Genomic DNA, 26413 nt, shown 5'->3' on the forward strand with positions numbered 1-26413 from the left:
GGATGATGGAAGGTCCGGGGTTTGTGGATGGAGGGCACCGCGTGGTCGCGATCGATGTCGAACGGAATGTGAAGTCGGCGCGACCGCTGACGGCCATGCGCGCGGTGAGTCAGCGTGGGCTCGGCGGGGTGCCGCCGACGGCCTTGGTGCTGATCGGGATCGTGAGCGTGCAGGTCGGCGCGGCACTGGCCAAACAGCTGTTCAGCGCCACCGGGGCCGCGGGCGCGGTGACGCTGCGGCTGTTCTTCGCCGGGATCGTGCTGTTGGTCGTCTGGCGGTCCGGGCTGCGGATCGAGCGGCGCGCGCTGCCGGTGGTGCTCGGCTACGGCGCGGTGCTCGCCTGCATGAATCTATGCTTCTACCAGGCCATCGACCGAATTCCGCTCGGTATGGCGGTGACCCTCGAATTCCTCGGGCCGCTCAGCGTCGCACTGGCGGGCTCGCGGCGGTGGGCCGATCCGGTGTGGGCGGTGCTCGCTGCCGCCGGGGTGTTGCTGTTGACCAGGGCGGGCGGACAGGCGGGGTGGTCCGGAGTGCTGTTCGCCCTGGCGGCCGGAGCGTGCTGGGCGGGCTACATCCTGCTCAGCGCCGCACTCGGTGACCGCACCAGCGGCGGCGGGGGTCTGGCCATCGCGATGGCCTTCGGCGGTGTGCTCATGGTCCCGGTCGGCATCGCCGAGGCGGGTACCACGCTGTTCCACCCCACCGTCCTGGCCGCCGGATTCGCGGTCGCGATGCTCTCGTCGGTGCTGCCGTATTCGGTGGAACTCGAAGCGCTGCGGCGCATTCCACCGCGTGTCTTCGGCGTACTGATGAGCCTCGAACCCGCCGCTGCCGCACTCGCCGGACTGATCGTCCTCGGCCAGATCATGAATCCGGGGCAATGGGCGGGCGTGATCTGCGTGGTGGCCGCCTCCATCGGAGCGACCCGAACCGCTCGGCGAAAGTAGCCGTCAGCAGCCCGCGCTTCCCGGGGCGAAGATCGGTACCTCACACCACCACGGTTTGATCACCGGCGGCGTTGCCGGTGCGCCCGCCACGATCCAGTCGCCCTGTACCGATACCTCACGGCGAGACAGCGGTTCGCTGGCCGGGCCGGTGGCGACGGATCCGTCGAGATTGAATTTGCTGCCGTGACAAGGGCAGTTGATGGTGCCGCCCGCGATTTCGTTGAGGGCACAGCCCTGATGCGTGCAGATCACCGAGAAGCCCTGGTAGTTACCGGGATTCGGTTGGGTAAGCACGGTATCGCCGAGAATGAGCCCGGAGCCGACCGGTACATCGGAGGCGCGGGCCAGAGCGTTCTCGGGTGCGCCCGGTTCGACGACCTGCTGGGCCGGTGCGGGTTGCTCCTGGACCTGCTGCTCGGCGGCGGGCAACGGGGCGAACGCGCCCGCGACGATCCATTCCCCCTGTACGGAGATGGTGCGTGTGGCCAGCGGCCGGGTGGCCGGACCGGTGGCGACGGATCCGTCGAGGTTGAATCTGCTGCCGTGACAAGGGCAATTGATGGTGCCACCGCTGATCGCGTTGACAGCACAGCCCGCATGCGGACAGATCACCGAAAAAGCCTGGTAATTACCGGGACTCGGCTGGGTGACGACGGTATCGCCGAGCAGTACGCCGGAGCCGATCGGCACATCGGAGGTGCGTGTGAGCGCGGTGCCCGGCGCCGGTTCGGGGCCCGCCTGCACCTGCTCGGTCGGCGGTGGTGGTGGCTCGGTGGCGGGAGCGGCGGCAACCGAACTCGATGTCGTCGCTGACGTCGCGGTGGAAGTGGTTGTCGGCGTTGACGAGCGCTCGCTCGTCGAGCAGGCCGCGACGAATGCCGCGGCCCCTGCTCCGATGACGATTGTTCGACGGTTGAAGTGTTCGACACTCATTGCGACCTCAGCGTTCTCGACACATTTGTGCTATGTGTTACGAGATGGCCGTCGGTTCGGTTCGAGGTCGTTTCGCATTGGCGCTGCCTACCGCCCGGCTGAGACTGGAACCGGGCGGGGCAGCTACCGGTTATTGAACGGAACACTCCTGAGACCAGGGCTGGTGTTCCATGAGACTCTGCTGAGAAAACCCCTGATGCTGCGCCTAAGCTGACGCGATGCGGGCGATTGCGTACTACGAACACGGTGGGCCGGAGGTACTGCAGGTTGTCGACATCCCGATTCCGGAACCGGGCGCTGGTCAGATCCGGGTCGCGGTGCGCGCCACCGCGGTGAATCCGGCCGATTGGAAGATTCGTTCCGGCGAGTACTCATCATGAGTTGAGCGACGCAGAACGCCTTGTTGCGAACGACAATGGGCGTAGCATCTTCTCTTGCCGTGTTGTGCCGACGTGCGGCCGCGGTGCGGAGGAAGGCGGGGCGATGGCCGGGAGTCCATCGGCTGACGGAGCGGGCCGTGGGGTGCTCGATGCCGGTTTCCAGATACTGGAAGCAATTTCGGCGGCGCCGGAGGGCTGTGGGCTATCGCAGCTGGCCAGGTCCACCGGGTTGGCCAAGGCCACCGCATACCGGTTGGCCGAGCAGTTGGTCGTGCTCGGCGCGGTGCAGCGGGTGGAGCAACGGTATTTCGTCGGCGAGCGGATGGCGGAGCTGGGGCGGCACTGGCAGGCCGCACCGCTGCTGCGCCGGGCCGCGCAGCGACCGGCCCGGGTATTGGCGGCCGTGACGAATTCGACTGTCGCGGTTTGTATTCTCGAAGCGGGTGAGGTCCGGATGGTGGCCGGTGTCAAGGGCGCGGAATTCTTCCTCAACACCACTGCGGACCCCGACGTGGTGTATCGGACCGCGCTGGCGCAGGTCCTCTTCGCGGGACGTACCGACAATACCGTCCCGCCACCGACCTATTCGGCCGCCGAATGGCATCGTGTGCGCACCGGAATCGCCGATGCCGGAATGGTTTCCGTCGACCACCACGAGCTGATCGCCGGAATATGTTGTGCCGCAGCGGCGATCCGCCAACCCCATGGCTGCGATGCGGCCGCTATCGCTTGTATGTCACTGTCGCAACAGTTTCCGCCGAATCTGCCGGGTCTGGTCGCACGCGCCGCACGCGAAATCGAGAAGAATCTGCGCTGATCGGTTCGCTCAGTGGACCGGGTCATTTCAGCCCGATGGGGGCGGCAATCAGGATAGGTGTGCCGTCGTCCGCCGTGAGTAAGGGCTGATCCACCACATGACATTGTCGCGTAGCGATTCGATGAGGGGTGGTGGTCGGGTGACGCGTGGGCCATTATCGCGTAGCGATTCGACGAGGGGCGGTGCTCGGGCAATGGGTGGGCACGACTGCGAACTGTGGGGTCACCGCTATGTCTCCTCGTCGGTAACCGAGAGCGGCCGACCACGATTTCTGGTCCGCGGCACCCGGATCACCCTGTGGTTCGTCGAGGAAACCCAGCGCCTGTCCGCCCACGCGGGCGGCAATACCGTGATGTTCGAGGTGGATGTCGATGACGGCGTCCTGAAAACCCGTTCCCCGTTCAGCACCGTCCTGTCCTATCCGCGGGAAGTCACCACCCAGGACACCTGGCTGACCGAATTCCTCCTGCTCGCCCCCACCTGGACCACCATTGACGGCACCCTGATCCTCAGTGACGACCGAATCCGCATCGAGTTGGAGCGAACCGCCGACCGTCCCTGATCGGCGGTTCATGCCGGTGGGGTCAGAAAGCCCTCGACCACCCGGCGGGCCTTGCCCACCACATCGGTGTCACCGAGCCGGAGGGCGGTATTGGCCGCGCACAGGACGGCGTCGATCTGGAAGGCGGCGAAATCGGCATCCAGGTCCACGATTTCGCCCGCATCGACGGCATATCGGAGTTCGCGGACGATGGTGGCCAACCAGTCCCGCTGGTCGCGAACCAGGGCGTCGCGGACCGGTCCTGGACGGCTGTCGAAATCCGCCATATTGGCGACGCGGTAGCAGCCGCCCGCGAACAGCGGTGCCGCGGCGTAGTCGATCCAGTGCTCGATCAGCGCGCGAAGGCGTTGCACCCCATGGGGTTGTGCCCGTGCGGGGCGGACGACGGCGTCGATGAACATCTCGCGGGCCATCTCGAGCGCAGCCAGCTGCAGGGCTTCCTTGGTCTTGAACAGCGTCTGCACGCCCGCCTTGCTCAGGCCGGTATCGGTCGCCAGTTTGCCGAAGCTCAAGCCGTCGAGACCATCGAGGGAGGCGGTGTCGACGGCCTGACGAAGCACGAGCTGTCGACTGCGCGCGCCGCGCTGCAGACGCTTGTCCTCGGGCCCACCCGCCACCGGGCCGCCACCTCTCATCGAATCGCTTCGCGATGCTGTCATCACGTGGACACTCGCTTACCGGTCGGGAGCATCGCCGTCGTCATAGTCAAAGAATACGTCCGGACGTATGTTTAAACAAGGGGTCGGGCGACACCATTGCATGCAGCAGATCGCGCAGCGTCTCCTGCTGGGAGGCGGTGAGCGAGGTCAAGGGCGACTGGGCGCCGAGCAGGTCCAGGGCCTCGGCGGTGTTCAGCCTGACGACCGGTGAGTTCGTAATCGCCGGAATCCTGCCCGATGTGGCGGGTGATCTCGCGGTTTCGGTGCCTGCGGCGGGTCTGCTGGTGAGTGTGTACGCGCTCGGCATGATCGTCGGCGGGCCGGTCGTGACCGTGGCGACCGCACGGCTGCCGCGCAGGCCGCTCGTCCTCGGCTTGGTCGCGGTAGCGGTCGTCGCGAATCTGGGTTCGGCTCTCGCGCCGAACTATTCGATCCTGCTGCTGGCCAGGTTCGTCGCCGGGCTCGTTGTCGCAACGTTTTTCGCGGTCGCGATCGCCATGGTCATCTCGATCGCCGAACCCGGCCGGGAGGCGTCGGCGGTGGCGCGGGTGGCGCTCGGCATGAATCTGGGCATTATCGGTGGCGCGCCGATCGGTACCGCCGTCGGCCAATACTTCGGCTGGCGTGCGACATTCGCGTCGGTGGCGCTCTGCGCGGCCGTCGCGCTGGTGCTGGTCCTGCGTTTTCTGCCGATGATGCCCGTGGCTTCGCGTGGATCAATTCTGGGAGAGTTGCGTGTATTCGCCGATCGCGGTGTGCAATTGGCGATCGCGCTCACCGCGCTCGGCAATGTCGGTGTGGTGACGGTCTTTCCGTACTTCACCCCGCTGCTCACCGATATCGGTGGATTCGCGGCGGGCGCGGTGCCGGTGCTACTGCTGGCGTGCGGGGCCGGTGTGGTGCTCGGTAATCACCTCGGTGGTCGGCTGGCCGATAAGGCGCTGATGCCGTCGCTGGCGGGTCTGCTGACGGCCTCGGCGAGCACGCTGACGCTGTTCTGGGCGGTTGCCGAGATCCAATTGCTCGCGGTGGCACTGGTTTTCGTGCTCGGCGCGCTGGCCTTCGCGATCATTCCCGGCATGCAGACGCGGGTCGTCGGCGCGGCAGGTGCGGCCCCAACGCTGGCCGTCGCGGTCAATGCCTCCGGCTTCCAACTCGCCGCCGTGTTCGCGGGCCGGATCGGCGGCTGGGTCATCGATGACGGACCCGGACTGCGTTCGATCTATCCGATCGCCGCCGTCCTCACGGTATCGGGTCTGCTGCTCGCGCTGCACATGCTGCGGCACGATCGCGAACCGGTGCGGAAATCCAGCTGACCGGTATGTCGTTGAATCCGGTTGCTGCACAATCTGTCTCGAGTCGAGAGGCTATTATCTGGCTAGGGCGCTCTACGGCGTCGCCGATATCAGAAGAGGGGTTCGACTGTGAGCATGATTCTCGCCGCGGCACATGACACCTATGGAGCAGTCCTGGCCCAACTCGGCAACCCGACACCGGAGGCGCCGCCCGTCGCGGACAAAATCCTGCAGATGGTGCGCTATTTCACCTGGTTCATTCTGCTGGCCGGCATCACCGCCATCACCTACGCGGGCGGTCGGTTCGCCTGGGAGAAGTGGTCCGGCGGCGGCTTGCAGTCACCGAAGATGGTGGCGGGAGCCATGATCGGCGGCGTCGTCGCGACCAGTGCGGGCACGATCATGAATGCGGTGATCGGTACCTAGGCCCGCCATTTGATGGAGCAGCCCATGCTCGGCCGATGCGGTTCGGGCACGGGTGTTCTGGCGAGCACATTCTCGATCGCGGCGCGTAACTCATTGCCGGTCACCAGTTTACCGTTGCCCGGCGTGGATTCGTCGAATGCGCCGCGGTAGGCGAGTTCGAGGCGCGCGTCGTAGAGGAAGAAGTCCGGTGTGCACGCGGCACTGAAGGCTCGACCCACCTGCTGGGATTCGTCGATCAGGTAGGGGAATTTCCACCCGGCGCGGTCGGCCTGGGCGCGCAGTCCTTCCGGTGCGTCGTCCGGGTAGGCGTCGGCGTCATTGGTGCAGACCGCGATCGTCGGGATCGTCAGCGTGCCGAGTACCTCGCCGAGCTTCGACTCGATATGCCGCACGTACGGGCAGTGGTTACAGGCGAAGATGACCAGGAGGCCGGGTCCGGCCGTGTAGTCGGCCCTGGCGTGGGTGTGACCGTCGAGATCGGGCAGTGCGAAGTCCGGCGCGGGCGTTCCGACCGGGACCATGAGGGATTGAACCGACATGAGGTGCCTCCATCCGAGTCGATATCGAGCTTAGTGCCCTCGGCCCGAGCTCGACCCGAATTACTGTGCCAGGTCCGTCGGATCGGTATTCGCACCGCACAGCACGACACAGATCCGCTCGCCGGGTTCGGCACGGTAGGCACTGGTCAGGGCGGCGAGCGCGGTCGCGGCGGCGTGTTCCACCGCCAGGCGGCGGTCGTGCCACAGTTTTCTGCGGGTCGCGATGATGTCGCGATCGGGGACGAGGATCGAGGTGACGTCGTAGTTTTGCGCCGCGCGCAGTGCCAGCTCGGTGGCGCGGCGGGCGCCGAGGGAATCGGCGGCGATCGAGTCGACGGGTGCGTCGACGATCTGCCCGGCCGCGATCGCGGCGTGCAAGGCCCGGCAGTTCTCCGGTTCCACCGCGATCGTCCGCACGCCATAGTGCGCCGCGGCCGTGGCTATTCCGGCGAACAGCCCGCCGCCGCCGACCGCGACGACGACGGTGTCCAACCTGGGGAGTTGGCGGTGGATCTCCATCATCAAGGTGCCCGCACCGGCCGCGATATACGGATTGTCATAGGCATGGGAGCGCAGCGCGCTGCTGGTGTCGGCGAATTCGTGACAGGCGGCGAGCGCGTCGGCGTACTCGGTACCGACCAGGCGCACATCCGCGCCGTAGCCGCGCAGCCGCTCTACCTTCACGGCCGGGGCGGTGGTCGGCAGGAAAACCGTCGCCCGAACACCCTGCCCGCGTGCCGCCCACGCGCACGCGAGCCCCGCGTTCCCGCCTGAGGCGATGGTCACGCCCGCATCGGGTAGCGTCCCGTTATCGCGGTGCGCCTGGATGAAGTTCTGCGCCCCACGGGCTTTGAACGATCCGGTGTGCTGCATGAACTCCAGCGCCAGCGATAACTCACACGATCCGGATCCGGTCGGCGCGATCGCGTGACCGTCCCCGGGGACGACGGCAACCGGCCGCACCCGACCGGCGATCCGATCGGCGGCAGCTTTGACATCCGCGTAGCTCAACTCCATCGGTACTCCTCCGCGCTCGTCCCATCATTTTGCCCGCTGGGCCCGCCGCAGCAGCGCGAGGAGATCCGCGAGGTGGCGGTCGTAGGCCGCCTGATCGAAGGCAGGAGTGTCACGCATGGTGAAGCCGTGGCGGGTATTCGGGTAGACCACCGAGGTGTAATGCACCTGCGCGGCGTCGAGCGCCTGGTCGAGGCGGGTGATCTGCTCGGGTGGCATCGAATCATCCTGGCTCGCGTGCGCGATCAACAGTTCGGCGGTAATGCCGGCGGCGCCATGGTGCGGACTGTCGGGTTGTTCGTCCACGGCAAGCCGGCCGCCGTGGAAACTCGCCGCCGCGGCAATACGATTCCCGAATGCGCTCGCGGTCCGCAAGGCGAGTTTGCCGCCCATGCAGTATCCGGTCACGGCCACCGGACCCGGCGCAACGAACTCGGCGGCGCCGAGCCAATCGAGATAGGTTTGTGCGTCCTGCAACGCTTTCTCGGGCGTGAACGCGGCGCGCATCGGGCCCAGTGCGGCAAAGAATTTCGCGTGCGCCGCGGGGTCGGCGGATTCGGGCATCGGCAGCACCGGGGCGCGCCCGGATCGGTAGAAAACATTGGGCGCCAACACGGTGAACCCATTGGCCGCTATGGCTTCCATCATTTCGCGCAGCCACGGGCGCAGACCGTAAGCGTCCATGTAGAACAGCATGCCGGGATGCGGTGCGCCGTCATCGGGTCGGGCCAGGTAGGCGTCGGCATTGCCATCGGCGGTGCGGACATCGAGCGTGCTGAATGCGACGGGCATCGTCATGGAGTTCCTTCGAGACGAATGGCGGCGAGAGCGACGCCGATCAGTATCGCGCCATCCGGATTTCCGATATCGGCCGAGTCATCTTATTTGCGAACAAAAGGCCGATTTTTGCGCCATGTAGTCTGCGTCCATCTGGAAGTTGTAGTCATGCTCTGTCGAAGAGAGGTTGACCTGTGAAACTGATCTGGATGGCGGTGACGGCATCGCTGGCCGTCGCCGTGGCGGGGTGTTCGGATGACAAGTCCGCGACGGTCGCATCGCAATCGCCAACCGCGTCGGACTCGAGTTCGGTGAGCGCGATGCCCGCCGCCGAACCCGAGGAACCCAGCGGCGGTGCGCGAATTCCGCTGGGGGAGACCAAGAAAGTGCCCATTCCCGCCGATGCCGTGATGGATATCAGGGTGCCCGTCGACTGGAGCGCCGCGACAACGAGTCTGCGCTGCACCGTTACCGACAGCACCGGCCGCAACGAAGACCTACGTTCGACCAATACGAACAAACAGGAAAATATCGGTGGGAAAGAGTGGATGACGCTGTGGACCTTTTCCTCGCCACCGGGCGCCGAGGTCACCGTGGGATGCAAGGATCCGGAGTCGAAAATCGCCGCGGGTGACAATCCGGTGATCCGGGTCGTCCCGCGCGGGATCACTCCGCACTGACGGGTGATTCGACACACCGGCGCCGTGCTGGCGCGGAAACTCGAGTCCGCTGGACATGACGATCGGGCGGCCGAGAATTCATCGAATGTCACCGTCGGTTGGTGACCAAACCCAATAGGCGCAGGGCGATTTCGGTGTTACCGGCTACCTGCACCCGATCGACGACATCCGCCGGATCGAGTTCGCGGGTGCCGATGCGGCCCAGGGTGCGTAGGTCGGTGGTGATGGTGGCGTCCGCGTTGCCGATTTCGCCGGGGATCACGCTCGCCTGTCCGTCGCTGATCCGGATGGCCCCCGCGGAACCGTCGATGTGGAACTGGATCGTCGCGCGCATATCCGTGGGCGGGTCGATGAGCGTGGCGAGGAAGACAAGCGTCCATTCGGCGCGGTAGCTCTCCTCGGCCTTACGCGGTTCGTCGAACTGGTGCCGGATGCCCCACATGGCAAGGGGGACAAGCGCTGTCGCGAGTTCTCGACCGGCCGAGGTGAGCTCGTACACCTGCGACGCGGCCGGTGGCGGCAGTGTGTACCGGGTGATCAGGCCGTCATCGTCGAGCTGCTTGATGCGCGCGGCCAGCAGGCTGGTGCCGATGCCGTCGAGCGCATCGGCCAGATCGGTGTAGCGCTTCGGTCCCGACATCAGTTCGCGGACGATCAGCAGCGTCCACCGTTCACCGACGAGATCGAGGCTGCGGGACAGGCCGCAGTACTGGTTGTAGGTGCGCCGCGCCATCGCCATTCCTCTCGTTCTAAAACATGGTGTCCTTACTTCTAAATCTTATGTTAGCGGAGCCGTCGCGGTGGTTGGCCGACCGCTGCTGGCCTTCTTCGACTGAGGCGCGACCTTCGGCGCGAGCGGCGCAGGTAGCCTCGGATCCGTGGTAGAGGTGGCGTCGAGGTATCGGGAGCGGCCGTCGCGGCTCACCGATGCCGTGGTGTGGACGAACACCAACGCCACCGGGGCACCGGCGCTGCCGGTGCTGCCGGACGGCTGTATGGATCTGCTGTGGAGCGAAGGCAGATTGCTGGTCGCCGGGCCGGATACCCGGGCGTATACGGCCGATGGCGCGGTCGGCCGGCGGTGGGTGGGGATTCGGTTCGCACCGGGGACCGCACCCTCGTTGCTCGGCGTGCCCGCGCACGAGTTGCGCGATAGGCGCGTCGAGTTGGCCGATCTGTGGTCCGCGGCGACGGCGCGACGGCTCGCGGAACAGGTGGGGGCGGCGCGGGATCAGCCCGCCGCGCTGGAGGCGATCGCATTGCGCCGGGCATACGAGGCCGAGCCGCCCGATCCGATATTGCGGCGGATCGTCGGTGCACTGGATGCCGGATGGTCGGTCGCGGAGACCGCCGACGCCGCCGGGCTCGGTGCCCGGGTGCTGCATCGGCGATCGCTCGCGGCATTCGGCTACGGGCCTAAAACCTTGGCGCGCATTCTGCGGCTGCAGCGGGCGCTCGCGGTGGCCCGCAGCGGCGTGCCGCTCGCGGACACCGCATTTCGCACCGGATTCGCCGACCAGGCCCATCTCGCGCGCGATGTGCGCGAACTGGCCGGAATGCGGTTGAGCGAGTTGCTGACTCGCGCGTAGCGCCCGGTTACCGGATCAACTGGGCAGCGGCGCGTACAGATCGACGCTATTGCCGTCCGGATCCAGGATCGTGGCATAGCGCTGGCCCCAGAAGGCGTCCCATGGCTTCAACTCGCCGTGGTAGCCCGCGCCGATGAGTTCGTCGTAGACCGCATCGACTTCGGCCGGGTCCGCGCACTGGAACGCCAATCCGATCCGGCCCGCCGTCGTCGGCCGCTGCCAGTCGGCGTGGAAGGACTTGACGACCGCCTCGGTATCCAGCGTGACGCGCACGTCGCCCGGCAGTGCGGCTTCGACGTGGCCCTCGCTCTCCGACCCCTCCGGGAACTCGAGACCCAAGCGTCGGTAGAAGGCGAGCGAGGCGGTCATATCGCTGACGACAATGCCGATGACGTTCAGTTGTGGAGTCATATCCGCAGCGTATGCCGCACTTCGGCGGGTGTATTGAACAAATCGGACTCAGCAGGCGGTGGCCGGAATCAATTCGGCGATCAGGTTCTCCACCAGGATGCGGATCCGGTCGCGGATCGAGCGCACGATGGCGATGTCCTCGCCGGTCGGATCGGGCAGCATCCAGTCGCGATAGCTGATGCCGGGGAAGAACGGGCATACGTCGCCACAGCCCATGGTGACGACGACATCGGACATGGCCACCGCGTCAACGGTCAGCGCTTTGGGCGCTTGGGCGGAGATGTCGATATCGAGTTCGGCCATGACCGCGACGGCTGCCGGGTTGAGTTCGTCGGCGGGCACGCTGCCCGCGGAACGCACATCGATGCGGTCAGCGGCGAGCGTGTCGAGGAATCCGGCGGCCATTTGCGACCGGCCCGCATTGTGGACACAGACGAACAGCACGATGGGCTTGTGAGCCATACGCGGGAAAACCTTTCAGGCTGGTGTATCGGAGCTGTGCTGGGCGCGATGTCGGAAATGTCGGGCACAGTGTGCACCGGGTCTGCGTCGTAGGGTGCGTGATACGTATACCAGGGCGGGGCGAGTGCGTTTCGCGACGAGGGGGCCGACTTTGTCCGCCAAGGTATCTCGAGGCCGCTCGCTCGAGAGTTGTTGCGGCGCGCGGGATATCGGCCAAGAAGAAACCGGTCGGTCATACATTCTGTATTTTGCCTGCATACAGCGGGGCCCGCGGTGCCGAATCGGCAACCGCGGGCCCTTCGTGATGGCGCTCGTCGCAGTCGAGCGCGCCATAACTCACAGGGGACGCAGATCGATGACCTTGCGCAGTCGGGCGCGATCGCGCTCCAGCCGACGCGCCTCGTACGCGATCGGGAAGTAGCGCACACGCTCCGGCAGCAGCGGCACCGCGCGGGCGATGAACCAGCCCACCGCCTTCAGTTTGCGTTCATCGGATGCGGTCCAGGTCAGTCCGAGCTTGCGGCGCGCGGGCTCCGGGGTGGTGCCGACGGTGACGAAGTACTGCAGCCGTCCCACCGGCGACACCACGCGCTTCCACACCGGCCGCAATGCGCGCGGCAGCTGCCGCGGCGGCGCGACGGACCGGATCACCTTCAGGTAGTCGTGTGCGGTGCTGGTCTCCTGCAGGTGGTTCTCGACCATATCCGCGAAGAACTTCTCGAATTCGGCGTAGTTCGCCGGAACCTCCTTGGGAGCCACCGAGAAATTGCGCATGAGCTGCACCGTCTCCTGGTAGTACGCCTCCTTCTCGGCCGCGGTGAGCGGGCGGCGGGAGAAGTACTCCGCGTTCTCGGTGAAGGCGAAGGTGCCGGTGTGCAGGACCCACGCCCACGGGCCGGAGGCCAGTGCCGTGTGCCGCACGCCGTCCGGAGTGGTGGTGTTGAGCGAGGCGTGCATCTTGCGCAGCCGATCCGCCTCGGCGATCGCCTCGTCGCCGCCGTAGATCCACATCATTACCGAACCGATGCTGCGCACCGCGCGCCCGAGCGGATCGGTCCGGAAGGTGGAGTGCGCATCGACCACGGCGGAGATGGTCGGCTCCATGGTCTGCAGCAGGAACGCCGAACCGGCCGTCAGGGAGAAGGTGATCAACCCGGTCTCGTCCCACATCCGCGTACCCGGTGCGAATGGGCGGCGCTGCGGTCCGGTCCCTGAACTGCTGTCGAATGCGACGGCGGCGGTCATTGCGATCTCCTTTGATCGGCCCTTCCAAGAACATGAGAGACTTAGTGTAACAATCTCTCATGAACTTGGCTCGTCGTAGCGGCCGACCGATCGCTGTGGGCATGGATCGCGCAGCGCCCTAGGCTGATTCGATATGACGACCGACTGGCGCAATCGTGACGGGCGGATCGGCGTGCTCACCGGTGCGGGCATCTCCACCGATTCCGGCATACCGGACTTCCGTGGCCCGCGCGGGGTGTGGACGAAGGATCCCATCGCCGAACTGCTGTCGACCTATGACGCCTACCTCGCCGATCCGGAGCTGCGTAAACGGTCCTGGCTTGCGCGCCGCGACAATCCGGCCTGGCAGGCCGAGCCGAATGCCGCGCACACCGCACTCGCCGACCTGGAGCGCGCCGGACGCACCATCACGATCATCACTCAGAACATCGACCGGCTGCACCAGCGCGCCGGATCCTCGCCGGGCCGGGTGATCGAGATCCACGGCAATATGTTCGAAGTCGTCTGCGTCGGCTGCGATTACCAGACGACCATGGCCGCCACCCTGGCTCGCGTGGCGGCAGGTGAGGCGGATCCGCCGTGCCCGGCCTGCGGCGGCATCCTGAAATCGGCGACCATCATGTTCGGCCAGCAGATGGACCGGCGCACCATGACCAAGGCCGCGCTGACCGCCGAGGCCAGCGATATCTTCCTGGCCATCGGCTCCTCGCTGCAGGTGGAGCCCGCCGCGTCGATGTGCGCGATCGCCGTTGACGGCGGCGCGGATCTGGTCATCGTCAACGCCGAGCCCACGCCCTACGACGGCATCGCCACCGAGGTCATCCGCGAACCCATCGGCACCGCGCTACCGCGCCTGGTATCCGAAATACTGGCCAGCTGACTACCTGACTCGGCCAGCATGGAGCGAGTCCTACGAGCGACTGTTCGCGCGTCTCGCGTCCGAGTCGTCGAAGCGCATGCGCCGCAGGCGCGAGTCTCGACCACTGGGCTCGAACTGCCCGCTCGGGGTGACGACAAGGGAGCGAGTCTTACGAGCGACGTTCGCGGCCCGTCTCGCGTCCGAGTCGTCGAAGCGCATGCGCCGCAGGCGCGAGTCTCGACGGCTCGGACGCGAGACACCAGGGGGCCGCGAACACGCAGCGCCGCAGGCGCTGCAAATCAAACAGAGCCGAGGACTCGTTCGATGTACCGGTTCGCGAAGCGGCCCTTCGGGTCGAAACGGCGGCGCACCTCGGCGAAGCGGTCCCAGTCCGGGTACCGCGGCCGGAGCGTCTCGGCGGTCTGGAAGTGGCGCTTGCCCCAGTGCGGGCGGCCGTTGTACTTGTCGAAAACCGCTTCGCAGGCGCGGAAATACGGTTCGAAGTCCATCCCGCGATATTGGTGCACGGCGATGTAGCAGGTGTCGCGGCCACTGGCGGGGGACAGGAATGCGTCATCGGGTGCGACCCAGCGCACCTCGATCGGCATGGGGGTATCGAACTTCGTCGAGAGTTCCTTGATCTCGCGGATGGCGGCGGCGGAATGCTCGCGCGGGATCGCGTACTCCATTTCGGTGAAGCGAATCAGGCGGGGCGAGGCGAAGACTCGATAGGAGCGGTCGACCTGGCGACGGTAGCTGCCCGCGTACGCCGCACCGCGATGGATCCACGGCACCAGCCGCGGCTGCCGCTTGCCCAGCCGACACAGCGCGTCGAAGGCGTAGTTGGACATCAGGATGTCGGCGAACCAGTCGGCGGCCTTACCGCGCGGTTGCTCCGGCAGGTCGACGGGGTTGTTGCGCTTGGTCATCGCGAGCGGACTGTGTCCGAACAAGTAGAACTCGAAATGCTGGTTGCCGTCGACATAGGAGTCCAGATCCGCGAGGATCTCCTCGACCGGTACCGGCCGCTCGATCCCCTCGAGCACGAACGAGGGCACCAACTGCAAGGTGACCGCACTGACCACGCCCAGCGCGCCGACGCTGACCCGCGCCGCCCGCCAGCCGTCCGGATCGGTCTGCTCGTTCACCTCGACCCGGCTGCCGTCGGCGAGTACCAACTCGATGGATTGCAGTGCGGCCGAGAGGTTCTGCAGGGTCGAGCCAGTGCCATGGGTGCCCGTGGCGGTGGCGCCGGCGACGGTCTGCACATCGATATCGCCCAGATTGGGGAACGCCAGGCCGAGCGGATGCAGTGCGGTACTAGCGGCATTGAGGGTGATGCCCGCCTCGACTCGAACCCGGCCGGTCTCCCGGTCCACGGTGAGGATGCGGTTCATCTTCGCGAGGTTCACCAGGATGCCGTCGGTCAGCACGGCATCGGTGAAGGAATGGCCCGCTCCGGCGACGCGTACAGTCTGTCCGGTGCTGGCGGCGCGGCCGATGATCGCGGCCAATTCTTCGGAATTGCGAGGGGCGGCAATGGCGGCCGGAGCGCACTGCTGATCGCCGGCCCAGTTCCCCCACGAGTTGGTCATATGTCCAACTTTAGGGGAACGGTCATATATGCGCTAGATATGTCCGATTTTTGCGCTAGCGCTTTCTGCCCGCGCAGACGAACGTCTTGGCCTGTTCGACTTCCTCATCCGTCAATGGAGGTACCGGAAGCGGTCGGCGCGGCGCGGTATCGCTGCGTACGCCATTGAGTGCGATGGCCATATAGCGCTGCCAGGTGGTCGGGTTCACCGGCTTGGAGAACTCGGCGAGTGCGTCGACCATGTGGATCAGCGCGAAGAAGTCCGAGGGCTCGATATCGGGCTGCAGTGCGCCCGCTTCGCGCGCGCGATCGATGACCGCGGCCACCGTCGGCTTGATCCGGTCGCGCAACTGGGCGAAGCGGTCCATATCCTCCTCGAGTTCGAGCATCACCTCGCTGAAGCCACGATTGGTAGCCAGGTGGGTGCAGGCGTACTCGAAGAACTGAACCAGCCCCAGCCAGGGGTCCGGATGCTGCGCGGCGGCTTCGGCGGCGACGGCGAACTCGCCGACGTTCTGTTCGAAGACCTCGGCGATCAATTCCTTCTTGTTGGCAAAACGTCGGTAGACGGTGCCGACGCCGACCCCGGCGCGTTCGGCCACATCGTCGAGGGTGATCTCGAGTCCGTGATCGGCGAAGAGCTGGCGGGCCGCCTCGACGATCCGCTGCTGATTGCGAGCAGCGTCGGCACGCAGACGCCGAGGTGGAGGCACGGTAGTGGCGTGATTCACAGGAACATCCTAGCAATAAGCGGGATTAAGCGGAGGTGTTGTCTCCGTTATTGTGTTAGCTTAGTCCGGTAAGCGGAGGAATCACCTCCGGATAAGACTCGAGACATAAGGGGACACATGACTACCACGTTGGACCGTGGGGCACCCGCCCCCGAGAAATCTGACTCGGGCCGCCGCGGCTCGCATGCCCTGCGCTGGTGGGTGCTCGCCGTACTCGGCGTGGCTCAGCTCATGGTGGTGCTCGACGCGACCGTCGTGAATATCGCGCTGCCCGCAGCGCAACTGGACCTCGGTTTCAGCGACGGCGACCGGCAGTGGGTCGTCACCGGTTACGCCCTTGCCTTCGGCAGCCTGTTGCTGCTCGGTGGCCGACTCAGTGACCTGTTCGGCCGACGCAACACCTTCATTATCGGCCTGGTCGGATTCGCCGTCGCCTCCGCGGTCGGCGGCGCGGCGACCAGCTTCGAGATGTTGGTCGCGGCCCGAGTCGGGCAGGGCGTCTTCGGCGCATTGCTGGCACCGGCCGCATTGTCGCTGCTGACGGTCACCTTCACCGAACCATCCGAGCGGGCCAAGGCCTTCGGCATCTTCGGTGCGGTCGCCGGTGCCGGCGGCGCGATCGGCCTGCTGCTCGGCGGCATGCTCACCGAATGGGCGTCGTGGCGCTGGGTGATGTTCGTCAACCTCGGCTTCGCCGCGGTCGCGTTGGTCGGTGCGGTGCTGCTGCTGGCACGGCATGTGGTGACCGAGCGGCCCAAGCTCGACATCCCCGGCACCGTCGTGGTGACCGCCGCGCTGTTCGGCATCGTCTACGGTTTCTCGCACGCCGAATCGACCAGCTGGACCAATCCGGTCACCCTCGGCTTCCTGATCGGCGGCGCGGCGCTGCTCGCGGTGTTCGTGGCGATCGAGACGCGAGTGGCATATCCGCTGCTGCCGCTGCGCATCGTCATGGATCGCACCCGCGGCGGTTCGTTCATGACGGTATTCGTCATGGGCATCGGGATGTTCGCGATCTTCCTGTTCCTGACCTACTACATGCAGCTGAGCATGGGCTACTCGCCGATCAAGACCGGTCTGGCCTTCCTGCCGCTGGTGGCGGGCATGATCGCCTCCTCGACCACGGTGCCCTCGCTGCTGCTGCCGAGGGTCGGTCCGAAGGTAGCGGTCGCCGGTGGCTTCCTGGTCGCCGCGCTCGGCATGGCATGGCTGACCCAGATCGGCCTGGACAGCAGCTATGTCGGGAATATCCTGCCCGCGCTGATCCTGATGGGTCTGGGCCTCGGTGGCGCGATGTCGACCGCCTTCCAGGGCGCGACGGCCGGTGTGCACCACGAGGACGCGGGTGTGGCCTCGGCGATGATCAACACCAGCCAGCAGGTCGGCGGTTCGATCGGCACGGCGCTGCTGAGCACCATCGCCGCCTCGGCCGCGACGGACTACCTGTCCACGCATCAGCCGGGTCCACTGGCAATGGCACAGGCGCAGATCGAGAGCTACACGACCAGCTTCTGGTGGGCCACTGCGATTTTCGTGGCCGGTGCGGTCATCACTGCATTCCTGATGCCGAATACGGTGCCAGCGCCATCCGAGGGTGAGCCGGTCATCGTGCACTGAACTGTTCCGCTCGAACAGCACAGCGCCCGCGTCAATGATGACGCGGGCGTTGTGTTTTCGGTGTACCGGCAATCCGGTATCAGCAGTTGCTGGGGGCCGGGAGGCCCGCGAAACGATCGGACAGATAGCTGAATGCCCGTGGCGCGCCGATGAAGATCGCCGAGTTGTGGTCGGCGCCCGGGATCAGATCGAGCAGCACCGGGGTGCCCGCCGCGCAGTAGCGGCTCATCACATCCCGGGCCAGCCAGGGGTCGACATCGTGGTCATTGGTGCCGTGCCATTCGTACAACGGCGCGCGCGGTACGCCGGAATAGGTCTCCAGGCTGTTCTCGTCCATCACCCTGATCGCGTTCGCGTCCGCGTCGAACACCGAGCCGGTGAAGACATCGTCGAAGTCCTTGTTCGCGCCCGCCGCGATGATCTCGCTGGTGCAGGCGTTGGCGACCTGGTCGCGCAGTGCCCATCCCGCCGGATTGAGGACCCGTTCCATCGCCAGCTGGGTCGGGTATTCGCGCTCCAACCCCATTCCGGCGGCAAAACCGAGGCCGAACAACCGGTTCGGCGCCTGGCCTACCTCGCGGGCGAGTTTGCCGATATTCACCGGCACGCCGCCCTGTGCCACTCCGACGATCGGCAGTTCCGGCGCGTACTCCGGGGCGAGGGCCGCCGCGAATCCGGTCGCCATGCCGCCGCCGGAGTATCCGGTCATGCCGACCGGGCTGCCCGCGAGATCGGCTGGTGGGAAACGTTTTACCGCCCGGATACCGTCGAGTGTCAGCATGCCGCCGAGGCGGGCCGTGCCGTAGGCGCTGGTCGGGCCGAGATGGTCCGGAACGGCCACCGCCCAGCCGCGGGCCAGCAGCACATTGAGCATGGGCGCCTCCTGCATTCCGCCGTCGAAGAGGCTGTGCGAGGGTGCGCACTGCAGGCCGAGCGAATTGATGGCCGGTTGATAAGACACCAGCGGCCGACTGAGTCCGCCACCCACTGGTAGCAGCACCGTGGTCACCGCGGCGATGGGATCGCCCGCCGAATTGGTCGACCGGTACAGCAGCTGCCATGCCGTCGCGCCGGGGAAGCCCGTCGCGGCCACCGGCCTGCTGCGGATCACATCGCCGGGCTGGAAGTTACCCACATCCGGTGGCGCCCAATAGAAACCGTCCGGATCCGGAATCGGATAGGTCGGCTGTGCGATCGCGGGCGGTGCACCACCGAGTCCGGCCAGCGCGGCCGCCGAGATCGCGACACCGAGTCGCCGGACCGACAGTCGCCATATCCGTATCCGACGAATCGATCTGCCGAACAGTTGCTGACACCCGGTCCGGCGGCCTTCCGCCGTATTCCGAGGCGCGTTGGATACTCCCCGTCGTGCCGCCATCATCGCTCCCGACCTGTCTCTGTAGGGGTAGGTGGGAACTTCGGCCAAACCTTCCAGGCATTCGTACGTGCTAGGGGCTGCCATGTCAACGAACAGCGCTGCTCATAGCGTGCGCCGGCGTCCCGGATATGCGGATCATCCGGTGACCGTTAGCATTGCGCCGGTGGTGCTCATCGTGATCTCCCTCGGCGGTGGTCTCGGCGCGCTGCTGCGCTGTGCCATCGGCCTCTGGTGGCCGGCGCAACCACATCAGGTCCCCTGGTCGACGTTCACGATCAACGTCATGGGATGCTTTGCGATCGGAATTCTGATGGTTCTGATCACCGAAGTGTGGGTAGCCCACAGACTGCTGCGCCCCTTCCTCGGTATCGGATTCCTCGGCGGCTTCACCACTTTTTCCACCTACAGCGTCGAGGTTCGTAGACTGCTCGAATCGGGTGCCGCGGTCCGGCGCTCGGTTATCTCGGGGGGACGATGGTGGCGGTATCGGGGGCGGTCGTGCTCGGCATGACTGTGGCACGGTGGGCGGCTGGTACGGCACGACGAACGAGTTGAACAGTGGAGAGCACGACGGAAGGGGGTCAGGCGATGGATGATTCACCGGCGGGCGCTGGTCCGGCTGCGGGACAGTGGCAGTCGGCCGCGCGACTGACGATCCTGCTCGACGAGGACGACAAGTCGCGGCACGGACCCGTGTACCCCGAGATCGTGCGGCGTGCCCGCGACGCCGGACTGGCGGGCGCCAGCGTGTGGCGCGGAGTGGAGGGCGACGGCGCGTCCGCGCGCATCCACACCAGCCGGATCCTGGCGGCGGTTGCCGCGCGATTCGAATCTCTGCTGCCGCCGGGCACATTGACCGTTAACATTGTCGGTTCGGCGCTGCTCGGTGGACTGATCGGCGCCAGCGCGAACAGCTGGCTGTTGGCCGCCGCGGGAACAGGCTTCTGTGGCGTGCTCACCACATTCAGCACCTTCGGCTACGAGACGATCCGCCTCGCTGTCGAGGGCGCCCACGCGTATGCGGTGGGCAATGTGGTGCTCAGCGTCGTGACCAGCCTGACCGCGGTGTACGCCGCCGCGGCCACGACCCGGTGGTTGTGGCCATGATTTTGATGACGAGCCGGGCGCAGCCGACACGGAAGGGAGACCCGAGCATGGCCCATGATCGAGCCGGGCGACCCGCGCGCCCCTCCGACCTGGAGGACATCGCGCGTCTGGTGACGGCCTATTACAGCCGCATCCCGGATCCGGCCGATCCCGCACAGCAGGTCGCCTTCGGTACCTCGGGGCATCGTGGTTCGAGTCTGGACTGCGCGTTCAACGAGGCGCACATTCTGGCGATCACCCAGTCGATCGTGGAATACCGTGCCACGCGCGGCATTACCGGTCCGGTCTATCTGGCCCGCGACACCCACGCGCTATCCGAGCCCGCATGGACCACCGCACTCGAGGTGCTCGCCGCCAACGATGTGACCACGATGATCGATGCCCGCGACCGCTACACCCCGACGCCCGCCCTGAGCCATGCGGTGCTGCGCCACAATCGCGGCGGCGCCAGACATCAGGCCGACGGCATCGTCGTCACGCCCTCGCACAATCCGCCGCGCGACGGCGGCTTCAAATACAATCCGCCGCACGGTGGTCCGGCCGATACCAAGGCCACCGATGCCATCGCCACCCGCGCCAACGAACTGTTGCGCGGCGGATTGGCCGGTGTGCGGCGGACCACGCTGCGGCATGCGCTGGAGAACGGCGTCGAGCGCTACGACTATCTCGACCACTACATCGCCGATCTGCCGAATGTGTTGAACCTGGACGCCATTCGCGGTGCCGGGATCCGGCTCGGCGCGGATCCGATGGGCGGGGCCAGTGTCGACTACTGGGAGGAGATCGGGCAGCGCTACGACCTCGAGCTCGAGGTCGTCAACCCGTTCGTCGATCCGACCTGGCGGTTCATGACCCTGGATTCCGACGGCAAGATCCGGATGGATCCGTCCTCGCGCTATGCGATGGCCTCACTGATCGCCATCAAGGATGACTACGACATCTCCACCGGCAACGATGCCGACGCGGACCGGCACGGCATCGTCACCCCCGACGGTGGTCTGATGAATCCGAACCATTTCCTCGCGGTCGCCATCGAATATCTCGTCGCGAACCGGATGGGCTGGGACGCGCTGACCAAGATCGGCAAGACGGCGGTGAGTTCGTCGATGATCGACCGGGTGGTCAGCGTACTCGGTCGCGATGTGTACGAGGTGCCGGTCGGCTTCAAATTCTTCGTACCCGGATTGTTCAGCGGCAGTCTGGCTTTCGGCGGTGAGGAGAGTGCGGGCGCGTCGTTCCTGCGGATGGACGGCACCGTGTGGACCACCGATAAGGACGGCATCCTGCTCGCCCTGCTGGCCACCGAGGTCGCCGCGGTCACCGGTCAGAGTCCGTCGGCGCGCTACGTCGAACTCGAGAAGCGCTACGGCAGTCCGGCCTATGCGCGGATCGATGCCGCCGCGACCCCGGAACAGAAAGCACTGCTCGCGAGGTTGACACCGGACATGATCACCACAAAGGAGATCGCCGGTGAGCCGATCACGGCGGTGCTCACCCGGGCGCGCGGCAATGGCGCCCCGCTGGGCGGATTGAAGGTCACCACGGAGAACGCGTGGTTCGCGGCGCGGCCGTCGGGAACCGAGGACAAGTACAAGATCTACGCGGAATCGTTCCAAGGACCCGAGCATTTGGCACAGGTGCAGGCGGCCGCGGAGGAAGTGGTGGGGCAGGCGCTGTCCGGTGAGTGATAGATCGGCTACGGGGTCGTCGGGGTCGGCAGATTTGGCGGGTTCGCTCGGTGCGGGTGCGTCGGCGGATTCGGCGCTGCCGGGGGGATCGGCGCGGATAGTGGGGTCGACGGTGGCGTCGGGTTCGGCGGATTTGGTGGGTTCGCTCGGTTCGCCAGGGACAGCGGGTGCGCCCGGTTCAGTGGTGCCGAGGGGATCGACGACATGGGGTGCGGTGCAGACAAGGGGACCGGCGAGGGCATTGGGGTCGGCGGTGGCGTCGGATTCGGTTGGAGGGCGGGCCGGGGCTGCTGCTGGATCGAGTGGGGCGGGTTCCTTGCCGGTCGAGATCTGGGTGTTGGTTGGCGCATCGTTTGTCATCGCCGTCGGATTCGGTCTGGTGGCACCGGTGTTGCCGCAGTTCGCACGTGGGTTCGGGGTCGGTGTCGCCGCCGCGTCGGCGATCGTCAGTGCTTTCGCCCTGATGCGGCTGCTGTTCGCGCCGGTCAGTGGTCGATTGGTGCAGCGGTTGGGGGAGCGGTCGGTCTATCTGGGTGGACTGCTGATCGTCGCGGTCTCGACCGGGGCGAGTGCGTTCGCGCAGAGCTATTGGCAGCTGCTGGTGCTGCGATCGGCCGGCGGTGTCGGGTCGACCATGTTCACCGTATCGTCGCTGGCGCTGGTCATCCGGATGTCACCGCCCGCGCAGCGCGGCCGGGTGTCCGGGCTGTGGTCGACGAGCTTTTTGATCGGATCGGTGAGCGGGCCATTGGTCGGCGGTGCGCTCGCCGGGCTCGGGCTGCGGGCGCCGTTCCTGATCTACGCGGCGGCGCTGCTGCTCGCCACCGCGGTGGTCTATGTGAACCTGCGGCATTCGACCTTGGCCGCCCCCGAACCCGTTGACGGACTGCGGTTGATGTCGTTCCGCGAGGGCCTGTCCCGGTCGGAGTACCGCGCGGTGCTGCTGTCGAATTTCGCCAATGGCGCTGCCGTATTCGGTGTGCGCATGGCGTTGGTGCCGCTGCTCGTGGTCGAAGTGCTGCATCAGAAACCGGGTATGGCCGGTGTGACACTGACGGTGTTCGCGGCGGGCAATGTTGCGGTGCTGTTCGCCTCCGGCAGGCTCTCCGACCGATTCGGCCGCAAGCCGTTCCTGATCGCCGGATCCCTGATCTGCGCGATCGGCACCGCAGGACTCGGTATCGCCGCGGACCTGCCCTGGCTGTTGGCGACCTCATTCGTCGCCGGACTCGGATCGGGCATGTTCACCCCCGCCCAGCAGGCGGCCGTCGCGGATGTCATCGGACCGAAGGCCCGCGGTGGCCCGGTGCTCGCCGGATTCCAGATGGCCGCCGATCTCGGCACGGTCATCGGCCCGGTCGCGGTAGGCGCCGTAGCCCAGAACTTCTCCTACGGCCTCGCACTCGCCCTCACCGGCGCCCTACTCGCGGTCGCCGCCGCAGTCTGGACCCTAGTCCCCGAACCCCTACACAAACGCCCCGCACTCGACAAGCCCCCCACCCCCCGCCCCTAACCCAGCCCGAGGAGTTGGACATGCGCTGATGCGGGACCGTTCCCGACGTTTACCTGCATGAGCGCATGATGATCATGGTCCAGGACCCCTCGGGGTGGAGGTGGGGGCGGGGTGGGGCAGAGTGTGGGGGTGACCGAATCGGGTTCGAAGTACACGCCGCGGCCGGTGTCCAATGTGACCACGTATGCGCTGGGGGGCGTGGCACTTGTGCTCATTGCGTTGATCGTGATTCTTGCTGTTAGGTGGGGGCGGGATGATGCCTCGATCCGTAATGACGGGTACGGGGCGGTTCATGATGCGGGGGTGACCGCGGTGTTGGACCAGAAGAGCGGTGCGATTCTGCTGGGGCGGGGGGATGCGTCGAAGACGATCGACGTGTACGAGGATCCGTTGTGTCCGTCCTGTGGTGCGCTGGAGCGGCTCTACGGTCAGGAGATCGCGCAGAAGATGGACGAGGGCAGGCTCGCGGTGCGCTATCACCTGGTGACATTCCTCGACTCCAAGTCCAAGAGCAAGGACTACTCGACCCGGGCGGTCGCGGCGAACGAATGCATCGCGGAGACCGGCTCCGGTCCGGTGTACTCGAAGTTCCACGCCCTGCTGTTCACCTCGAAGCAGCCGAAGGAAGGCGGCGCGGATCTCAGCAATGAGGATCTGGCCAATGTCGCGAAGGAGGCGGGCGCGTCGCTGGAGACGGTGCAGTGCATCAGTTCCGGCGCGAAGCTCGACGCGGCGAAGATCCACGCCCAGATGGCGCGTGCCGCGCTGACCGATGCGAACGGTGAGGTTGCTACGCCCGCCGTTTTCGATGGCAAGGACAAGGTCGACGTGAACAACCACGAATGGGTGGTCGACCTCACCAAGTGACCGGTTCGTGCCGGGCGATGCCGCTGCAGCGCCCGGCACGACGCACTACCCGGCTGGTTCCGGTTCCGGTTCTTCCTTGATCGCGGCGAGTTCGCGCTCGACACGCTCGTCGTGCGCCTTCGCCTCCGCGGCGGCCTTCTTCGGGCTCCAATGTCCGGACATCAGGAAGACGAACGGCAGGAATACCACCTGCGCGATCAGGCAGATCCACCACCAGCGCTTCCACTGTCCCGGCGAATCCTTGGCCGCCTGCTGCACCTCGGTGGCGTGGGCGGCGAGATAGGCCTGGTCATCGGCGGGGATGGTGCCGACCGACTGCAGCTGCGCTGTCGCCTGTGTGAGCTTGGGGCCCACCTTGGCGGCGACCGCGAGATCGGCGGCCGGGAGCTGCTGGGTCGCCTGCAGGCGTGCGATGGCCTGGTCCACCGGGATGCCGAACTTCTTCGCGACCTGGCCGACCGCCGCGAGCCCTGCTGCGGCATCGGCCGGATTGGTGGACAGCGTCGCCAACGTGGCCGGGTCGATGGCCTGCAGTGTCGCCAGCTCCTGCGGATAGCGGGTATTGAGCCCGACGGTCGTCTGGATCTCGGCGGGTGACGCACCGGTCAGCTTGGTGAGCGCCGCGACCTGTGCGGCCTGATCATTGGGGTTCTGCTGTAGTGCCGCGAGAGTATCCGTGCCGACCGTCTGAATGGTCGCGAGCTGTGGACCGTACTTGTGCTGGATCTCGGCGAGCCGAGGACCGTAGTTGACCAGCGTGCCAGCTGTATTGATCACGATCAGCAAGCCGAACAGCACAATGGTGACGACGCCGCGCAGCGTGCCGCCCCAGACCGCGAGACCAACCGCGGTCGCGGCCGGATTCCGGTTCTCCACGGTCTCGGTGAAGCTGGCCATCCACGTGGCGTAGGCGATGCCCGCGCCGACCGCAATGACGCTCAACCACAATGCGAACGTGTAGTACCCGGTGTCGGGCTTCTCGGTGTAGCCGAGGAATACGAACAATCCGACAATGCTGATGAGTGCGCCGACGATCATGAACGGCTTGCGCACCTTGACGTAGTCCGAAACGATACCTGCCAGCACCAGCGCGATCGCATTGGCGATCCAATACCAATTTCCGAGGGCATTGGCCTTGGCCGAACTGAACCCGAAAATGGTTGCCATATAAACGGGTAGGAAAGACACGATGGTGTAGAAGTAGGCGAGGAACAGGCTGATCGCCAGCGCCGATCCGACGATATTGACGCGCAGCATCTGCCGCCATTGCCCGTGCTCGAGCGTGCTGACGTCCAATCCGCGCGCCCGCGCTTCGATCAGCGCGCGGTCGCGCATCGACACCATGATCTGGTCACGCAGCGCCGGACTGAGCTCACGCAAGCCGATCACCGCGAATACCGCGATGACCATGCTGATCACACCGCACAGCCGATAGTGGTACTGCCAATCGGGATGGGCACCGAGGGTGTGTGTGGAGATTTCGGTGGTGATCAAGGCGCCGAGCACCGGCCCGAGGGTCCAGAAGCCCATGGCCGAAGCCCGGCCCAACTGCGGGGAGAAGTCGCGAATCAATGCCGGTGTGGCCACCAGCACCGCGCCCTCGACAATGCTCACCACGCAGTAGACGACGAGGTAGGCCTCCTTGCTGGTGGTCGCGGGCACGGCGAACAGGGTGAGCAGGGAGCAGATCACCACGCCGTAGGCGACGATATTGGCTCGTCCCCAGCGGTCGAGCAGACCGGCGAGCACCGAGGCGGCCGCGCCGAATGCGGCGCCCGCGATGAAGATCCCGACGAAGTACCGGAAGGATAGGTGGAAGTAGGCGATCAGCTCATTTCCCACCGCTCCGGTGACGAATAGTTGGTAGTACAGCGCCACTGATGTGATGACCACCAGGGCCAGATACCAGGAGCGGGCGGGAGTATCGGGATAGTGCGGTAGCTTGCGCTGCCACAGCCCCGTGAGCAGGGTCGGCGGCTCTGCGGTCTGGGTCGAGCTCATGGTCGAGATGCCTTTCTAGCCACGGCATTTCGTAAAGGAACCTGAACCGTCCGCGGGCCAGGACGAGTTGCCGGGTGGAAACAGGGTAGTGATATGAATCACTTACCGCAGGTGTTTCGGGCCATGAGACCGATTGATTGCGTAACCGAAATGGGCGGTACCGCTGAGCGGGACTGGTGGTTGACCGTGCGGACGGGCGCGGGAATCGCGAATTCCACCGTCGCGGAGGGGTTTTCGATTCCACTGTGCCGCAGGTGGTCGGCTGGCGTAGGCGGAAATCTTTGCTGAGTCGCCGAATAGTTGCTGGAATGGTTTCCGG

General features: G+C 66.2%; 28 protein-coding genes. 15 read left to right on the forward strand and 13 right to left on the reverse strand.

Features of this window, described 5'->3' with window-relative positions; genetic code table 11:
- The first annotated feature begins 41 nt into the window (after positions 1-41).
- Entirely contained in the window at positions 42-950 is a 909-nt protein-coding gene (locus ACQP2D_RS09350) for an EamA family transporter (RefSeq protein ID WP_433683312.1), read from the forward strand.
- A gap of 3 nt (positions 951-953) precedes the next feature.
- On the opposite strand, the gene ACQP2D_RS09355 is transcribed toward ACQP2D_RS09350, so the two are convergent.
- Complete coding sequence (locus tag ACQP2D_RS09355) at positions 954-1883, reverse strand: ubiquinol-cytochrome c reductase iron-sulfur subunit (protein WP_433683313.1); 930 nt, start codon at positions 1881-1883, stop codon at positions 954-956.
- Positions 1884-2101: 218 nt separating this feature from the next.
- On the opposite strand from ACQP2D_RS09355, the gene ACQP2D_RS09360 reads away from it, so the two are divergent.
- From ACQP2D_RS09360 to ACQP2D_RS09370, 3 genes are all read left to right on the forward strand, one after another.
- Positions 2102-2263 carry a hypothetical protein gene (locus tag ACQP2D_RS09360; RefSeq protein WP_433683314.1) on the forward strand — a complete coding sequence of 54 codons (162 nt, stop codon included), beginning with the start codon at positions 2102-2104 and terminating at the stop codon, positions 2261-2263.
- A gap of 103 nt (positions 2264-2366) precedes the next feature.
- Entirely contained in the window at positions 2367-3080 is a 714-nt protein-coding gene (locus ACQP2D_RS09365; RefSeq protein ID WP_433683315.1) for a helix-turn-helix domain-containing protein, read from the forward strand.
- A gap of 193 nt (positions 3081-3273) precedes the next feature.
- On the forward strand, positions 3274-3642 hold the full coding sequence (locus tag ACQP2D_RS09370; protein WP_433683316.1) for an META domain-containing protein: 369 nt from the start codon (positions 3274-3276) through the stop codon (positions 3640-3642).
- A gap of 8 nt (positions 3643-3650) precedes the next feature.
- Here the strand turns inward: ACQP2D_RS09370 and ACQP2D_RS09375 are convergent, their stop codons facing one another.
- A complete protein-coding gene (locus ACQP2D_RS09375; RefSeq protein WP_433683317.1) occupies positions 3651-4301 on the reverse strand; it encodes a TetR/AcrR family transcriptional regulator in 651 nt (216 codons plus the stop codon).
- A 137-nt stretch (positions 4302-4438) separates the two neighbouring features.
- On the opposite strand from ACQP2D_RS09375, the gene ACQP2D_RS09380 reads away from it, so the two are divergent.
- Positions 4439-5617, forward strand: a complete 1179-nt coding sequence (locus tag ACQP2D_RS09380) for an MFS transporter (RefSeq protein ID WP_433683318.1) — start codon at positions 4439-4441, stop codon at positions 5615-5617.
- A 114-nt stretch (positions 5618-5731) separates the two neighbouring features.
- Entirely contained in the window at positions 5732-6022 is a 291-nt protein-coding gene (locus tag ACQP2D_RS09385; RefSeq protein ID WP_433685594.1) for a hypothetical protein, read from the forward strand.
- Here ACQP2D_RS09385 and ACQP2D_RS09390 read toward each other — a convergent pair.
- From ACQP2D_RS09390 to ACQP2D_RS09400, 3 genes are read right to left on the reverse strand one after another with little or no spacing between them, the layout of a single operon-like run.
- Positions 6019-6561: a thioredoxin family protein gene (locus ACQP2D_RS09390; RefSeq protein ID WP_433683319.1), complete on the reverse strand. Its 543-nt coding sequence runs from the start codon at positions 6559-6561 to the stop codon at positions 6019-6021. The two genes, ACQP2D_RS09385 and ACQP2D_RS09390, sit on opposite strands and share 4 nt — an antisense overlap.
- Before the next feature lie 60 nt (positions 6562-6621).
- Entirely contained in the window at positions 6622-7578 is a 957-nt protein-coding gene (locus ACQP2D_RS09395; RefSeq protein ID WP_433683320.1) for a threonine/serine dehydratase, read from the reverse strand.
- A gap of 24 nt (positions 7579-7602) precedes the next feature.
- Complete coding sequence (locus ACQP2D_RS09400; protein ID WP_433683321.1) at positions 7603-8373, reverse strand: dienelactone hydrolase family protein; 771 nt, start codon at positions 8371-8373, stop codon at positions 7603-7605.
- A 173-nt stretch (positions 8374-8546) separates the two neighbouring features.
- Between ACQP2D_RS09400 and ACQP2D_RS09405 the strand changes: the two genes are divergently transcribed.
- Positions 8547-9032, forward strand: coding sequence for a hypothetical protein (locus ACQP2D_RS09405; protein ID WP_433683322.1), 486 nt, complete (start codon positions 8547-8549; stop codon positions 9030-9032).
- A gap of 88 nt (positions 9033-9120) precedes the next feature.
- Here the strand turns inward: ACQP2D_RS09405 and ACQP2D_RS09410 are convergent, their stop codons facing one another.
- Complete coding sequence (locus tag ACQP2D_RS09410; protein ID WP_433683323.1) at positions 9121-9765, reverse strand: winged helix-turn-helix transcriptional regulator; 645 nt, start codon at positions 9763-9765, stop codon at positions 9121-9123.
- Between the two features lie 145 nt (positions 9766-9910).
- Between ACQP2D_RS09410 and ACQP2D_RS09415 the strand changes: the two genes are divergently transcribed.
- Positions 9911-10621, forward strand: coding sequence for a helix-turn-helix domain-containing protein (locus ACQP2D_RS09415; RefSeq protein ID WP_433683324.1), 711 nt, complete (start codon positions 9911-9913; stop codon positions 10619-10621).
- A gap of 15 nt (positions 10622-10636) precedes the next feature.
- Here the strand turns inward: ACQP2D_RS09415 and ACQP2D_RS09420 are convergent, their stop codons facing one another.
- The 3 genes from ACQP2D_RS09420 to ACQP2D_RS09430 all read right to left on the reverse strand — a co-directional run bounded on the left by ACQP2D_RS09420 (position 10637) and on the right by ACQP2D_RS09430 (position 12739).
- Positions 10637-11032, reverse strand: coding sequence for a VOC family protein (locus ACQP2D_RS09420; protein WP_433683325.1), 396 nt, complete (start codon positions 11030-11032; stop codon positions 10637-10639).
- Between the two features lie 48 nt (positions 11033-11080).
- A complete protein-coding gene (locus tag ACQP2D_RS09425; protein WP_433683326.1) occupies positions 11081-11494 on the reverse strand; it encodes an arsenate reductase ArsC in 414 nt (137 codons plus the stop codon).
- Between the two features lie 336 nt (positions 11495-11830).
- Positions 11831-12739 carry an oxygenase MpaB family protein gene (locus ACQP2D_RS09430; protein WP_433683327.1) on the reverse strand — a complete coding sequence of 303 codons (909 nt, stop codon included), beginning with the start codon at positions 12737-12739 and terminating at the stop codon, positions 11831-11833.
- Between the two features lie 133 nt (positions 12740-12872).
- Between ACQP2D_RS09430 and ACQP2D_RS09435 the strand changes: the two genes are divergently transcribed.
- Positions 12873-13619: an SIR2 family NAD-dependent protein deacylase gene (locus ACQP2D_RS09435; protein ID WP_433683328.1), complete on the forward strand. Its 747-nt coding sequence runs from the start codon at positions 12873-12875 to the stop codon at positions 13617-13619.
- A gap of 278 nt (positions 13620-13897) precedes the next feature.
- Here the strand turns inward: ACQP2D_RS09435 and ACQP2D_RS09440 are convergent, their stop codons facing one another.
- Positions 13898-15193: a D-arabinono-1,4-lactone oxidase gene (locus ACQP2D_RS09440; RefSeq protein WP_433683329.1), complete on the reverse strand. Its 1296-nt coding sequence runs from the start codon at positions 15191-15193 to the stop codon at positions 13898-13900.
- Between the two features lie 55 nt (positions 15194-15248).
- On the reverse strand, positions 15249-15923 hold the full coding sequence (locus ACQP2D_RS09445; RefSeq protein WP_433683330.1) for a TetR/AcrR family transcriptional regulator: 675 nt from the start codon (positions 15921-15923) through the stop codon (positions 15249-15251).
- A gap of 117 nt (positions 15924-16040) precedes the next feature.
- Here ACQP2D_RS09445 and ACQP2D_RS09450 point away from each other — a divergent pair, with 117 nt between their 5' ends.
- A complete protein-coding gene (locus ACQP2D_RS09450; RefSeq protein WP_433683331.1) occupies positions 16041-17540 on the forward strand; it encodes an MFS transporter in 1500 nt (499 codons plus the stop codon).
- A 79-nt stretch (positions 17541-17619) separates the two neighbouring features.
- Here ACQP2D_RS09450 and ACQP2D_RS09455 read toward each other — a convergent pair whose 3' ends face one another.
- Positions 17620-18918 (reverse strand): lipase family protein, encoded by a 1299-nt coding sequence (locus ACQP2D_RS09455; protein ID WP_433683332.1) that lies wholly within the window; start codon positions 18916-18918, stop codon positions 17620-17622.
- Positions 18919-19060: 142 nt separating this feature from the next.
- On the opposite strand from ACQP2D_RS09455, the gene ACQP2D_RS09460 reads away from it, so the two are divergent.
- From ACQP2D_RS09460 to ACQP2D_RS09480, 5 genes are all read left to right on the forward strand, one after another.
- Positions 19061-19429: a fluoride efflux transporter FluC gene (locus tag ACQP2D_RS09460; RefSeq protein ID WP_433683333.1), complete on the forward strand. Its 369-nt coding sequence runs from the start codon at positions 19061-19063 to the stop codon at positions 19427-19429.
- Positions 19430-19506: 77 nt separating this feature from the next.
- Positions 19507-20025 carry a DUF190 domain-containing protein gene (locus tag ACQP2D_RS09465; RefSeq protein ID WP_433683334.1) on the forward strand — a complete coding sequence of 173 codons (519 nt, stop codon included), beginning with the start codon at positions 19507-19509 and terminating at the stop codon, positions 20023-20025.
- A 47-nt stretch (positions 20026-20072) separates the two neighbouring features.
- Complete coding sequence (pgm, locus tag ACQP2D_RS09470; protein WP_433683335.1) at positions 20073-21713, forward strand: phosphoglucomutase (alpha-D-glucose-1,6-bisphosphate-dependent); 1641 nt, start codon at positions 20073-20075, stop codon at positions 21711-21713.
- A gap of 316 nt (positions 21714-22029) precedes the next feature.
- Positions 22030-23226, forward strand: coding sequence for an MFS transporter (locus ACQP2D_RS09475; RefSeq protein WP_433683336.1), 1197 nt, complete (start codon positions 22030-22032; stop codon positions 23224-23226).
- Positions 23227-23355: 129 nt separating this feature from the next.
- The gene (locus ACQP2D_RS09480; RefSeq protein ID WP_433683337.1) at positions 23356-24093 is read left to right on the forward strand and encodes a DsbA family protein; all 738 of its coding nucleotides are present in this window, start codon (positions 23356-23358) and stop codon (positions 24091-24093) included.
- 45 nt (positions 24094-24138) lie between these two features.
- Here ACQP2D_RS09480 and ACQP2D_RS09485 read toward each other — a convergent pair whose 3' ends face one another.
- Positions 24139-26094 carry an MFS transporter gene (locus ACQP2D_RS09485; RefSeq protein WP_433683338.1) on the reverse strand — a complete coding sequence of 652 codons (1956 nt, stop codon included), beginning with the start codon at positions 26092-26094 and terminating at the stop codon, positions 24139-24141.
- Between the last annotated feature and the right edge of the window lie 319 nt (positions 26095-26413).

Origin of the sequence: Nocardia sp. CA-119907 (assembly GCF_050955995.1) — a bacterium.
Lineage (GTDB): Bacteria > Actinomycetota > Actinomycetes > Mycobacteriales > Mycobacteriaceae > Nocardia.

Coding starts and splice junctions, on each gene's coding strand:
- ACQP2D_RS09355 (WP_433683313.1), bottom strand. CDS start 1,883: ATGAGTGTCGAACACTTCAACCGTCGAACAATCGTCATCGGAGCAGGG.
- ACQP2D_RS09360 (WP_433683314.1), top strand. CDS start 2,102: ATGCGGGCGATTGCGTACTACGAACACGGTGGGCCGGAGGTACTGCAG.
- ACQP2D_RS09365 (WP_433683315.1), top strand. CDS start 2,367: ATGGCCGGGAGTCCATCGGCTGACGGAGCGGGCCGTGGGGTGCTCGAT.
- ACQP2D_RS09370 (WP_433683316.1), top strand. CDS start 3,274: ATGGGTGGGCACGACTGCGAACTGTGGGGTCACCGCTATGTCTCCTCG.
- ACQP2D_RS09375 (WP_433683317.1), bottom strand. CDS start 4,301: ATGACAGCATCGCGAAGCGATTCGATGAGAGGTGGCGGCCCGGTGGCG.
- ACQP2D_RS09385 (WP_433685594.1), top strand. CDS start 5,732: ATGATTCTCGCCGCGGCACATGACACCTATGGAGCAGTCCTGGCCCAA.
- ACQP2D_RS09390 (WP_433683319.1), bottom strand. CDS start 6,561: ATGTCGGTTCAATCCCTCATGGTCCCGGTCGGAACGCCCGCGCCGGAC.
- ACQP2D_RS09395 (WP_433683320.1), bottom strand. CDS start 7,578: ATGGAGTTGAGCTACGCGGATGTCAAAGCTGCCGCCGATCGGATCGCC.
- ACQP2D_RS09400 (WP_433683321.1), bottom strand. CDS start 8,373: ATGACGATGCCCGTCGCATTCAGCACGCTCGATGTCCGCACCGCCGAT.
- ACQP2D_RS09410 (WP_433683323.1), bottom strand. CDS start 9,765: ATGGCGCGGCGCACCTACAACCAGTACTGCGGCCTGTCCCGCAGCCTC.
- ACQP2D_RS09420 (WP_433683325.1), bottom strand. CDS start 11,032: ATGACTCCACAACTGAACGTCATCGGCATTGTCGTCAGCGATATGACC.
- ACQP2D_RS09425 (WP_433683326.1), bottom strand. CDS start 11,494: ATGGCTCACAAGCCCATCGTGCTGTTCGTCTGTGTCCACAATGCGGGC.
- ACQP2D_RS09430 (WP_433683327.1), bottom strand. CDS start 12,739: ATGACCGCCGCCGTCGCATTCGACAGCAGTTCAGGGACCGGACCGCAG.
- ACQP2D_RS09435 (WP_433683328.1), top strand. CDS start 12,873: ATGACGACCGACTGGCGCAATCGTGACGGGCGGATCGGCGTGCTCACC.
- ACQP2D_RS09440 (WP_433683329.1), bottom strand. CDS start 15,193: ATGACCAACTCGTGGGGGAACTGGGCCGGCGATCAGCAGTGCGCTCCG.
- ACQP2D_RS09450 (WP_433683331.1), top strand. CDS start 16,041: ATGACTACCACGTTGGACCGTGGGGCACCCGCCCCCGAGAAATCTGAC.
- ACQP2D_RS09455 (WP_433683332.1), bottom strand. CDS start 18,918: ATGGCGGCACGACGGGGAGTATCCAACGCGCCTCGGAATACGGCGGAA.
- ACQP2D_RS09465 (WP_433683334.1), top strand. CDS start 19,507: ATGGATGATTCACCGGCGGGCGCTGGTCCGGCTGCGGGACAGTGGCAG.
- pgm (WP_433683335.1), top strand. CDS start 20,073: ATGGCCCATGATCGAGCCGGGCGACCCGCGCGCCCCTCCGACCTGGAG.
- ACQP2D_RS09485 (WP_433683338.1), bottom strand. CDS start 26,094: ATGAGCTCGACCCAGACCGCAGAGCCGCCGACCCTGCTCACGGGGCTG.